At 59.6% G+C, this 11,869-nt stretch carries 7 protein-coding genes; 4 read left to right on the forward strand and 3 right to left on the reverse strand.

Features of this window, described 5'->3' with window-relative positions; genetic code table 11:
* Positions 1–222: 222 nt before the first annotated feature.
* Positions 223–2,454, forward strand: coding sequence for an EAL domain-containing protein (locus tag HF675_RS06585; protein ID WP_105232118.1), 2,232 nt, complete (start codon positions 223–225; stop codon positions 2,452–2,454).
* Between the two features lie 45 nt (positions 2,455–2,499).
* Here HF675_RS06585 and ppx read toward each other — a convergent pair whose 3' ends face one another.
* On the reverse strand, positions 2,500–4,053 hold the full coding sequence (ppx, locus tag HF675_RS06590) for an exopolyphosphatase (protein ID WP_105232117.1): 1,554 nt from the start codon (positions 4,051–4,053) through the stop codon (positions 2,500–2,502).
* A 10-nt stretch (positions 4,054–4,063) separates the two neighbouring features.
* A complete protein-coding gene (ppk1, locus tag HF675_RS06595) occupies positions 4,064–6,127 on the reverse strand; it encodes a polyphosphate kinase 1 (RefSeq protein WP_105232116.1) in 2,064 nt (687 codons plus the stop codon).
* A gap of 280 nt (positions 6,128–6,407) precedes the next feature.
* Here ppk1 and HF675_RS06600 point away from each other — a divergent pair, with 280 nt between their 5' ends.
* Genes HF675_RS06600 through pstB form a run of 3 tightly spaced genes read left to right on the forward strand, consistent with a single transcriptional unit; the run spans position 6,408 to position 11,072 of the window.
* Complete coding sequence (locus HF675_RS06600; RefSeq protein WP_187044292.1) at positions 6,408–8,585, forward strand: ABC transporter permease subunit; 2,178 nt, start codon at positions 6,408–6,410, stop codon at positions 8,583–8,585.
* Entirely contained in the window at positions 8,582–10,231 is a 1,650-nt protein-coding gene (gene pstA, locus HF675_RS06605) for a phosphate ABC transporter permease PstA (RefSeq protein ID WP_105232114.1), read from the forward strand. Before HF675_RS06600 ends, pstA begins: the two co-directional genes overlap by 4 nt.
* A 28-nt stretch (positions 10,232–10,259) precedes the next feature.
* Positions 10,260–11,072, forward strand: a complete 813-nt coding sequence (pstB, locus tag HF675_RS06610) for a phosphate ABC transporter ATP-binding protein PstB (protein ID WP_187044293.1) — start codon at positions 10,260–10,262, stop codon at positions 11,070–11,072.
* A gap of 2 nt (positions 11,073–11,074) precedes the next feature.
* On the opposite strand, the gene HF675_RS06615 is transcribed toward pstB, so the two are convergent.
* Complete coding sequence (locus tag HF675_RS06615; RefSeq protein ID WP_187044294.1) at positions 11,075–11,647, reverse strand: polymer-forming cytoskeletal protein; 573 nt, start codon at positions 11,645–11,647, stop codon at positions 11,075–11,077.
* Positions 11,648–11,869 lie beyond the last annotated feature (222 nt).

Consider the following 11,869-nt stretch of genomic DNA (forward strand, 5'->3'; position numbering starts at 1 on the left):
GGCAATGTTATTCCGGTTTTTAACCAACAATTCTCTATTAATTGATCTAAATCAATTTTTAACCCACCGTTGCGCATAGAATTCGTGACCAGCTGTAAATTTTGCTGAATTTTTCATCACTGCTACCCCGATCTCGGCGACGGGCGGACGCCGCTTACTGACAGGTTACCAAGGTCTGGACGATAAATTGCTTCGCGCGTCAGCGGAGATATTCACTTCATAATGGTTAAATTGAAACTCTGGAATGATTTACGCCACCGTTGGTGGGGCCAGCCCTTAATCTGGAGCCTGGTGTTTATCCCTCTGGCCGGCTGGCTGTCTCCGCGCATTATGTTGCCGGAGGGGAAGGTGTACCTGGTCTATCTGCCGCTGGCGGTGTGCATTTCGCTATTGATGGTGTATGACTGGATGGCGATTCCCGGCATTGCCATTGCTATCATGGTCCGCTACAGCGCCCGGCTGGGGCCGGAAATCGGCATTATCATGACGCTGCTGTATCTGTTCTGCCTCGGTGTCTGCTGGTTGGGCTACCGCTGCCAGACGCAGCGCAGCTGGTGCGCCCGCATTAACGTGCTGGGATTTACGCCACCGCGCCTGATCTGGCTGCTGACGTTTCCGCCGCTGCTGTTTATCCTCAGCCTGCAGCTGATGACCGGTATGGGACTTTTGCCGGACGAGATGGGCATGGTGTTCGGCAGAGCCAATCTGATGCATACGCTGGTGAATTTCCATGCGTTGCTGATCGCCGGCCTCTCTTCCACGCCGCTGTTCTATTTTGTACTGCGCATGCTGAATAACCCGCGCTTTATGCGGACGCTGCGGCGCCGTTTCCGGCTGGAAGTCGCGCCGGGCGTCAAAACCGGCGAGCCGCAACTCTGGCTGTTGCTGCTGGCCGGCATGGTGTTTGCGCTGTGTTACCCCACCGGCGTCGGGCACAAGGAGTTTTGGGTCGACTACAGCCTGACGCTGTTGCTGCCGCTGATGCTGTACGGCGCCATGCGCTTCGGTTATCACCTGAACTGCATCGCCTGGTCGATCGCGCTGCTGGCGCTGTTCTTCAACTATCGCAGCTATGTGCGGGTGGACGGGCGCCTGCACGATCTGGCCGTGGTCTCCTCGATGATGCTGGTGTTCACCCTCAGCGTATTCCTGCTGTCGGCGATTAACTCCCGCCAGCTGGTGCTGTTCGCCAAAATGCGACGCGCCTCGCTGCAGGATCCGATGGTCGGCCTGCCCAACCTGCGCGCCCTGAAGCGGGACTTAGCGCAGGCGCCGCGCTCGACGCTGTGCTTTTTACGCATTGCCGAACTGGATCTGCTGAGCCGCCATTACGGCATGCAGCTGCGTATCCGTTTTAAACAGCACCTGGCCAGTACTCTGCGTAAAGTGATGGCGGCGGACGAAGAGGTCTATCAGCTGCCGGGCTACGATCTGGTGCTGCGGCTTAACGGCTATGACGCCGAAGCCAAAGTGGCGGAGGTGCACGCCACGCTGGAGAACTTCCGCCTGGTCTGGAACGGGTTGCCGATCCATCCGCCGCTGGGTGTCAGCTACTGCGGCATCGCCGGAGAAGTGGAGCACCTGCATCTGCTGCTGGGGGAGCTGAGTTCGCTGGCTGAACTTTCACTGACCAGCGGCGAGCCGGAGAGTATCCGCAGCGATCATCAGGACGTGCAGAATGAGCTGAAGCACAAGGTGCGTTTGCTGCACCGGGTGCAGCGGGCGCTGGATGGCGACGGGTTTATCCTGATGGCGCAGCCGATATCCGGGGTGCGCGGCGACAGCTACCATGAAATTCTGCTGCGCCTGCCCGATGATAAAGGCGGTACGCTGCCGCCGAGCGAGTTTTTGCCGGTGGTGCATGAGTTTGGTCTGGCGTATCAGCTGGACCTGTGGGTGCTGAACAACACGCTGAAGTTTATGGATAGCCACCGCAATACGCTGCCGAGCGCGCGTTTTGCGGTGAACATCTCGCCGCCGACGCTGTGCCGCCCGACGCTGAGCCGCGATGTACGCCAGGCGCTGCAGCAGTATGACATTGAGCCGTACCAGCTGATTCTGGAAATCACCGAATCACACCTGATGCAGGATATCCACTATGCGGCTACCACCCTGCGGGAGCTGCGCGAACTGGGCTGCCGCATCGCGATTGACGATTTCGGCACCGGCTATGCCAGCTACAATCGTCTGCGGATGCTGGAGGTGGATACGCTGAAAATCGACGGCAGCTTTGTGCGCGATATGCTGAATGACCCGGTGGATCACCAGATTATCGCCTCTATCTGCAAGGTGGCGTTAATGAAGCGGCTACATATCGTGGCGGAATATGTCGAAAGCGAAGAGCAGCAGATGGCGCTGCGGGCGTTGGGGGTCGATTATATGCAAGGCTACCATATCGGCCGGCCGGTGCCGCTGACGTCGCTGGTGACACCGGCGCAGGAGCCGCCGGCGTAACGCTCTGCGGCCCTTTGCCGGGGCAGAGGGCCGCAGAGTAGGCAATCAGGCGAGGCGCTGCTCGTCCTGCTGCGCGTCTTCTTCCTCAATCAGCAGCTTCCAGCCGACGACGTCGTTCCAGTATTCCTGCTCGCGCTCCAGATCCAGCTGCACCAGCGTATTTTGCGCCAGATAGCCGGCCGGGAAGCGCAGCGTCCAGTGATTGTCATCGGTGGACAGACGCAGGGTTTCCGGCGTGGTGGTGGACTGACGCTGGTTATTCAGCAGCGCGCTCAGGCGCAGCAGCTGAATCAGCGGCAGATAGTGCTTCTTCTTGAACAGGTTCAGGCGCGGCAGCTCTTCCAGTTTGATGGCTTTACGGTGGAAGCGCACCAGCGCCGCCAGCAGCAGCTGCTGTTCCTGATTAAAGCCCGGCAGATTGGTGTTTTGCAAAATATAGGCGGAGTGCCGGTGCATGGCGCTGTGATTGATGCTCAGCCCGACCTCGTGCAGCATGGCGGCCCACTTCAGCAGCGCCTCCAGCTGCGGGTTGACCAGCTTGGTATTTTGCGCCATCCACTGGGCGTACAGCAGCTCGGTGGTCGCCAGCACCCGGCCGGCCTGGTCGCGATCGATATTGTAGTGCTCGGCCAGGCTTTTGGCGGTGCGGCTGCGAATATCCTGATGGCGGAAACGGCCTTCCATTTCATACAGCACGCCTTCGCGCAGCGCGCCGTCAGACAGACGCAAATCGCGGATCGCCAGCGCGTCGAACACGCCGCATAAAATGGCCAGCCCCGGTACAAACACCGCCTGGCGCTCTTCCGACAGCCCCGGCAGGCTGAGGGCGCTGAAGTTCTTGAACTGCAGCACCTGCTCGCTCAGCATTTCCAGCCGCTCCTGGGTGATCAGGCCGTCTTTTTCACCCATCGCAACCAGCACTTCGTGCGCCGCCTTGATCGAGCCGGAGGCGCCAAGAGCGTATTGCCAGCCCTGGATGCGGTATTGCCAGGCCAGGGTTTCCAGCTTTTGTGCCGCCGCCAGCCGGGCGCGACGGAAGTTGGTGCGGTTGATTTCGCCTTCAGGGAAGAAAATGTGGGCGAAGCTGACGCAGCCCATGCGGCGGCTTTCCGCCAGCAGCGGTTCGAAATCTTCGCCGATCACCAGTTCCGTTGAACCGCCGCCGATATCGATCACCAGCTTGCGGCCCTTTTCCGGCTGGGTGTGTTCCACGCCCATAAAGATCAGGCGCGCCTCTTCCTGCCCGGAGATAATCTCGATCGGGTAGGGGATCACGTCGGCGGCGCGTTTCAGGAAGGCTTCGGCATTCACCGCCTGACGCAGCGTATGCGTACCGACGATGGTGACGTTTTCCGCCGGGAAGCCCTGCAGCCGTTCGGCAAACAGGGCCAGGCAGGCCAGACCGCGTTCTATTGCTTCTTCACTGAGCACATTATTGGCGTCCAGGCCATCGGCAAGGTGTACCCGCTGTTTTAAGCGGCCCAATACCTGAAGGGCGCCGTTTACGACGCGGGCAATAACCATATGGAAGCTGTTCGAGCCCAGATCGATGGCGGCGATTTCCAATGGTTTATGAGTAGCAGTGCTGTTTAGCGGCATAGTTACTGGCCTAATTTCCTGGTTGTTCCAGAGCTTTTAAATAGTCGTAAATGGCAATTTGCGAACGGACCTTGCGGCGGTTGCCGCGCGGCACGTACTGATTGCTCAGCTCTTTATCAATATAACGGGCTTTGACGGTGTCGCTGAATTGGATCGCCAGAATATCCAGCACGCGCTGTTTCAGCGCCGGATCCAGCAGCGGCGCCGCCACTTCGATACGGTAATCTATATTACGGGTCATCCAGTCGGCGGACGACAGATAGACCTTGGTGTCACCTTGATTTTCGAAAACGTAAACGCGGTCATGCTCCAGATAGCGGTCAACAATGCTGATGGCCTGAATATTGTCGCTGATCCCCGGCAGATTGGGAATCAGCGAACACATACCGCGCACCAGCAGGCGTACCTTTACGCCGGCGCCGGAAGCGGTATATAACCGATCCACCAGCCCTTTATCCACCAGATTATTCAATTTCAGCGTAATGCCGGCCGGTTTGCCCGCCAACGCGCTGGCGATCTCATGGTCGATCAGATCGTACAGCATGCGGCGCGAGTTCTGCGGCGACACCATCAGGTAGTCGAAATGCACCGGGCGGTAGGGGTTTTCAATAAAGTTGAACACCCGGCGCACTTCGTTGGTAATGCGCGCATCGGCGGTCAGCAGAGAGTAGTCGGTGTAAACGCGCGCGGTTTTTTCGTTGAAGTTGCCGGTGCCGATATGGGCGTAGCGCACAATGGCGTCGCCTTCGCGGCGCGAAATCAAAAACAGCTTGGCGTGAATTTTCAGACCGGGGGCCGAGAAGATCACGTGTACGCCGGCTTCCGTCAGGCGTTTGGCCCAGTGAATGTTGGCCTCTTCGTCAAAGCGTGCCTGCAGCTCGACCACCACCGTCACTTTTTTGCCGTTATGCGCCGCGTGGATCATCGATTCGATAATGCGTGAATCTTTCGCTACGCGGTAAATATTGATTTTTATCGCCAGCACGCTGGGGTCGAACGACGCCTGCCGCAGCCATTCCAGCACGTGCTCGAAGGTGTGGTACGGATAGTACAGCAGCACGTCTTTTTCCCGGATGGCGTCAAAGCCGTTGCGGAACTTGTCGAACCAGGTATGACGCAGGCGCGGCAGCGGCCGGTTGACCAGGTTGCTTTTGCCGACGTTGGGGAAGCCGATAAAGTCCTTGAAGTTGTGGTAGCGGCCGCCGGCGATCACCGAGTCGTAGTTGGAGATGCCCAGCTTTTCGCGCAGCAGCTCCACCATTTTGTTCGGCATATCGCGCTGGTACACAAAGCGCACCGGCTCGGCGGTCAGGCGCTGTTTCAGGCTGGAGGACATCAGTTCCAGCAGGCTGGACTCCATTTCCGTCACCAGATCGTATTCCGCATCGCGCGTCATCTTCATTGAATAGGCGTTGAGCGCGTCGTAGTCGAAGAAGCCCTTAAAAATATCATCCAGGCAGTAGCGCAGAATATTGTCCAGCAGGATCATCGGTTTGCGCCGGCGCGGCGCCTCCGGCGGCAGATTGACGAAGCGCGGCACCTTATCAGACGGAATTTCCAGCAGCGCATAGTCGATATGGGTACCGCGGATGATCTCCACCGCCAGATAGGTGTAGTCGTCCTTCAGAAACTGCACCAGATTGGTGTCGTGATTGATCAGAATCGGCGTAATATGCTGGCGCAGATGCTGCTTGAAGTACTGGCGCAGCCAGACTTGCTGGTTCTCGGAGACCTGACGCTCATTGATCAGAAAGATTTGATTGCGCGCCATTTCCAGCAGCAAATCGTTATACAGGGTGTCGAACTCCTGGTCGGTTTTTAACACCTTGGCCTGGATTTTCTTCAGCAAATGGCGTGATGACCCGGCGGAGCCCTGTTCTTCGCTGATCAGTATCCGACGTTTCAGATCGGCAAAGCGGACTTGGTAAAACTCGTCGAGGTTATTGGAGTAAATGCCCAGAAAGCGCATGCGTTCAATCAGGGGATTGCTCTTATCTGCGGCTTCCTGCAACACGCGTTCATTAAAGGATAACCAGCTTAGTTCTTTCTCGATGTAGAGCTTTTCCTGACCCATTATTACTCCGGTTAAATCATGGGAAAAATCGAATGGCATTCCCCTATGCCGGCCCAGGCCGCCTGCCGCGCAGGCGGGTGAGTGGCACCGTAGCCCATCGTTCACGCTGCCTGGATGCCGCTCTAATGTCCTACAACATTATTGCGAGAGATTGACAGTAATGTCCAACAGATCTGCCGGCCGGCGGCGGTAAACTTTGTCATGCAAACGACATTAATCTGACATAAGATGCCCGGTTATCTTTTGGCGTAAGCCGGACCAGCAACAAAGACAGAGAGTGATGGTACAGACAACGGCAAATCAACTTCCCCGCGATCGGCGGCGCGCGCGCATTGATAGCGGCGTACGGGCCATGGTGACCGTCAGCGGCCTGCTGGTGCTGATGATGCTGATGTTAATCTTCGTCTACCTGCTGTTTGCCGTGCTGCCACTGTTTAAATCGGCGTCCATCGAGACGTCACCGGCGCTGACGCTGAACCACGCGTCGCCGGCCATGGCGCTCGGGATGGATGTTCAGCAACGGGTGGGCTATCGCATCGACCGTCGGGGAGAAGGGCAGTTTTACCGTCTGACGGCGCGGCAGGGGCAGGCGGCCGGCACGCTGCTGACCAGCCAGCGGCTGCTGCCGGCGCCGACGCTGTTGGCCCGGGCGGTGGGCGCGCGCGACCTGTTTGCGCTGGCGCAGGCCGACGGGCGCTTTATGATTGCCCAGGCCGATTTTGCCGCGGCGCCGCAGGAAAAACCGCGCTGGACTCTGCCGCTGGGCGAGCGGCCACGGGCTCTGCTGCCCCATGGCGGCGCGCTGACACAGCTGGCGCTGGCGCCGGCGCGCGAGGCCGGTGAGTATCTGGTGGCGGCGGTGACCGAACGGCGTCAGCTGTTGTTTGCCCGCGTTGCCGCACAGCAGCCGGCGGCGGTAAGTCGCGTCGCGCTGGATGCTGACGTCCAGCAACTGGTGCTGGCGCCGGATGGCCGCCAGCTCTATCTGCTGAGCGGCAACCGACTGGCGCGTTACCAGATCGACGGGACACAGCTGCGGCTGCAGGAGACGCAAACGCTCGGAGAACAGACGCCTTACCGTCTGACGGCGCTGCCGGGCGGCAGCGCGCTGATCGTGCATGCCGCCGACGGCACGCTGCAGGAGTGGTTCGACGTGGAGAAAAACCAGCGCTGGCGCCTGACCGCGGCGCAGCAGTTCGCGCCGCAGCCGGCTGCGGACGCTACGGTGATTGCCGAACCGTTCCGCCGGGTGTTCGCCGCCGTACAGCCGGACGGTGCGTTTGCGCTCTACGCCAGCATTCAGTCCCGACCTTTGCTGAGCGCCCGGCTGGCCGCCGGCGTGCAGCAGGCGGCGTTTGCGCCGCGCGGCGACGGTCTGTTGCTGGAGACCGCACAGGGCTGGCAGCGCTATCGCCTGAATAATGACTACCCTGACGTAACCTGGCGCTCGCTGTGGCAGAAGATCTGGTATGAGAACTATCCGCAGCCGGCGCTGGTCTGGCAGTCTACCTCCGGGGAGGACAGCTATCAGGCCAAGTTCAGCCTGGTGCCGGTGATTTTCGGCACCCTGAAAGCCGCCGTCTATGCGATGCTGTTCGCGATTCCGCTGGCGCTGGGCGGCGCTGTCTATACGGCCTGTTTTATGTCGCCGGCGCTGCGGCGGCTGGTGAAACCGGCGATCGAAGTGATGGGGGCATTGCCGACGGTAGTCATCGGGCTGGTGGCGGGCATCTGGCTGGCGCCGGTGATCGAGCGCCATTTGCTGGTGATACTGGCGTTGCCGCTGCTGTTGGCCGGCGCGGTGATAGGATGCGGCCTGGCGCAGCAGCGCTGGTGGCCGGGCCGGCTGCGTCCCGGCGCCGATTTACTGCTGCTGTTGCCGGTGATGGCGCTGACCGTCTGGCTGGCGATGATCCTCGGCCCCTGGCTGGAGACGCTGCTGTTCGGCCAGCCGATGCACGTCTGGCTGGGCGATGACTTTGATCAGCGTAATACGCTGGTGGTCGGCGTGGCGATGGGTTTTGCGCTGGTGCCGATTATTTTCTCTCTGGCGGAGGATGCGCTGTTCAGCGTGCCGACGTCGCTCACTCAGGGATCGCTGGCGCTGGGCGCCACGGCTTGGCAGACGGTGGTGAGGGTAACGTTGCCCGCCGCCAGCGCCGGCATTTTCTCGGCGCTGATGATCGGTTTCGGACGGGCGGTAGGGGAAACCATGATCGTGCTGATGGCTACCGGCAATACGCCGATTATCGACGGCAGTCTGTTCCAGGGGCTGCGTGCGCTGGCGGCGAATATCGCCATTGAAATGCCGGAGGCGGTGTTCGCCAGCAGCCACTACCGGGTGCTGTTCCTGACCGCGCTGGTGCTGTTTGTGTTTACCTTTATTTTCAACACGCTGGCTGAGGCGATTCGCCAGCGGCTGCGCGAGCGCTATAGCCAGAATCAGGAGGCGCCATGAGATCCTGGCTAAAGTCGGGTTCCCCTTGGGTATGGCTGACCGCCGGATCGGTCAGCGTCAGCCTGTTGGCGCTGCTCGGCATTTTGCTGCTGCTGGCGGGGCAGGGCATGCGCTATTTTTGGCCCAGCCCGGTGTATCAGTTTGAGCTGAATCAGGCGGCGGCCGGGCCGGTAACGCTGATCGGCGAACTGTATCAGCAGCAGACGATTTCGCGCCGGCAGTTACAGGAAGCGGGCGTGACGCCACCGGGTGAGGCGGAGCAGGTCACCCGCTATCTGATCAAGGTCGGTAACCGCGAAAGTGAGGGGCAGGATTTCCGTACGCTGCTGGCCAGCGATATTCGCCGTCAGAGCACGCCGCGCGACCTGATGGTGCTGGAGCGCAACAGCAACGGCACCGCCTATGGTTTTCTGGCCGGCCTGCTGGAGGACGGCCAGCCGCTGACCGGCCGCGATCTTAGCCAGGCGCTGCAGCAGCGCCTGCCGCAAATTGCGGCGCTGTCGCGCCAGGCGCATGATATTCAGATTCATGAGATGGCGCGGATTAATGAGCAGTTTGCCGCGCTCAACCTGCGTGAGAAAAAGCTCCGGCGTGACGACAGGTTTGATGCCCGCGCCCAGGCGCAGATGAAAGCCGAGCGGCTGGAACTGCAGCGTCAGTATCGTCAATTGGCGGATCGGCTGGACGGGCTGAACCGGGATCGCCAGCGCGACGCGCTGCTGCTGCGGGATATGCGTGGCCAGGTGCATACCATTCCCCTGAGCCAGATACGCGATGCCTGGTACCCCAATGCGATGACATTCGGCCAGAAAATGGCGCACTGGGGCGAGCAGGTGAAGAAGTTTCTGAGCGACAGCCCGCGCGAGGCCAATACCGAAGGCGGCGTCTTCCCGGCGATTTTTGGCACCGTGCTGATGGTGGTGCTGATGTCGATCGTGGTGATGCCGTTCGGGGTGATTGCCGCCGTTTATCTGCATGAGTATGCCGGCAAGAACCTGCTGACGCGGCTGATTCGCATCGCGGTGGTCAATCTGGCCGGGGTGCCTTCTATCGTCTACGGCGTATTTGGCCTGGGCTTTTTTGTCTATCTTATCGGCGGCAGCATCGATCGGTTGTTTTATGCCGAGTCCCTGCCCAACCCGACCTTCGGCACGCCCGGCGTGCTGTGGGCCGCGCTGACGCTGGCGCTGCTGACGCTGCCGGTGGTGATCGTGTCGACCGAAGAGGGGCTGTCGCGGATACCTGTTTCGCTGCGTCAGGGGTCGCTGGCGCTGGGCGCCAGCCGGGCGGAGACCTTATGGCGCATTGTGTTGCCGATGGCGGCGCCGGCCATGATGACCGGCCTGATTTTGGCGATTGCACGGGCGGCGGGTGAGACCGCGCCGCTGATGCTGGTCGGCGTGGTGAAGTCGGCGCCGGTGTTGCCGGTGGACGATATTTTTCCGTATTTACATCTGGAACGTAAGTTTATGCACCTGAGCTTCCAGATTTACGATATGGCGTTCCAAAGTCCCAGCGTCGAAGCGGCCAGGCCGCTGGTGTTCGCCACCGCTTTCCTGCTGGTGGCGATCGTCGTCGGGCTGAATCTGGCAGCGATGGGCATCCGTCATTCGCTCAGGGAGCGTTACCGGGTATGGGAGCAGTAACGGTGATAACGAGTTTGGGGATCGCTTCATGGGATTAAAAACGCCGGGCAGTTTGCCCAGACTGGATGTGCAGCAGCTGGATGACCAGAATACGGCGCTGGCGGCTGACGGGCTGCAGCTGTTTTACGGTGACAAACAGGTGCTGCATGATATTTCGCTGCGGATTCCGAAGCACCGGGTTACGGCGCTGATCGGCCCCTCCGGCTGCGGTAAATCCACGCTGCTGCGCTGTTTTAACCGCATGAACGATCTGGCGGACAACTGCCGTATTGACGGCGATCTGCAGCTGAACGGTGAGCTGATTTCCGGTGCGGACATTGACGTAGCGGCGCTGCGCCGGCGGGTGGGGATGGTGTTCCAACGGCCGAATCCGTTCCCGAAATCGATTTACGAAAACGTGGTGTACGGCCTGCGTCTGCAGGGCATTCGCGAGCGGCGGGTGCTGGATGAGGCGGTGGAGCGTTCGCTGCGCGCGGCGGCGCTGTGGCATGAGGTGAAGGATCGGCTGCGGGAAAACGCCCTGCGGCTGTCCAGCGGGCAGCAGCAGCGGCTGGTGATTGCCCGCGCCATCGCCATTGAGCCTGAAGTGCTGCTGCTCGATGAGCCGACGTCGGCGTTGGATCCGATCTCTACCCTGACCATCGAAGAGCTGATTTCGACGTTGAAACAGCGCTACACGGTGGTGCTGGTGACGCACAATATGCAGCAGGCGGCGCGCGTTTCGGACTATACGGCGTTTATCCACCAGGGGCGCCTGGTGGAATATAACGATACCGACGCCATTTTTACCTCTCCCCGCCAGCGGCGGACGGAGGATTACATCACGGGCCGCTATGGCTGAGGCTATTTGACCTGCTGCGGTTCCTGCAGCTGCGGGGCCGCATCGGCAGGGGCGGGGCGCGCCGTTTTCAGCGCCGTGACCTTGCCGGCGCCGGCGGCCGTTTGCGGCATCAGCTGGGACTGCCCGACAAACACGCCGCCTTTCTCAATAGAAAACTCGTCGGTAAAAATATCGCCGCGCATATGGCCTTTCGGCTGGATGGTCAGGCTGTCGGCGTGACAGCTGCCTTCGACGGAGCCGTTGATCATAATATGCTGGGCGTGGATTTCACCTTTCACATGGCCGGTCGGTTCGATGCGCACCTGGTGGGAGCAGGTCAGGCTGCCTTCAATCACGCCTTCGACAATAATGTTGCCCTGGCCTTCAATGGTGCCGGTCAGCTGGGTGCCCTGTGAGACAAAGGTGTCCTTGATGGCCTTAACCGGTTTGCTGCTTTCCAGTAGTTCCGCTAATGGCGGCGGTGCGGGGGCCGTCTTGACCGGCTCTTTCATATCATTGTGCAGGGGCTTGGCGTCGTCCGTTTTTTTACCGGACTTCTCTGTGGGATTTTTCTTGGATTTATTAAATAGCTGCATGGGGTCCTTCCTGTATATGCTATATATTGCTTGAATAATAAGTAATGAACAAAAGACGGCAATAGCTACCATTATCGGATTCATCTTGTTATTTAATAGAGTATCCCAAGATAACCAGATAATGATTAGCAGTGCCCATAAAATCCAGACATACCAAAGTATATTGTATTTTCGCATCTTTCCTGATTAAGATAATCCATTCTTAAGTAACGTTTATTAATA

It is taken from the genome of Serratia sp. JUb9, from assembly GCF_014298095.1.
Taxonomy (GTDB): domain Bacteria; phylum Pseudomonadota; class Gammaproteobacteria; order Enterobacterales; family Enterobacteriaceae; genus Serratia_B; species Serratia_B rhizosphaerae.

Coding starts and splice junctions, on each gene's coding strand:
- HF675_RS06585 (WP_105232118.1), top strand. CDS start 223: ATGGTTAAATTGAAACTCTGGAATGATTTACGCCACCGTTGGTGGGGC.
- ppx (WP_105232117.1), bottom strand. CDS start 4,053: ATGCCGCTAAACAGCACTGCTACTCATAAACCATTGGAAATCGCCGCC.
- ppk1 (WP_105232116.1), bottom strand. CDS start 6,127: ATGGGTCAGGAAAAGCTCTACATCGAGAAAGAACTAAGCTGGTTATCC.
- HF675_RS06600 (WP_187044292.1), top strand. CDS start 6,408: ATGGTACAGACAACGGCAAATCAACTTCCCCGCGATCGGCGGCGCGCG.
- pstA (WP_105232114.1), top strand. CDS start 8,582: ATGAGATCCTGGCTAAAGTCGGGTTCCCCTTGGGTATGGCTGACCGCC.
- pstB (WP_187044293.1), top strand. CDS start 10,260: ATGGGATTAAAAACGCCGGGCAGTTTGCCCAGACTGGATGTGCAGCAG.
- HF675_RS06615 (WP_187044294.1), bottom strand. CDS start 11,647: ATGCAGCTATTTAATAAATCCAAGAAAAATCCCACAGAGAAGTCCGGT.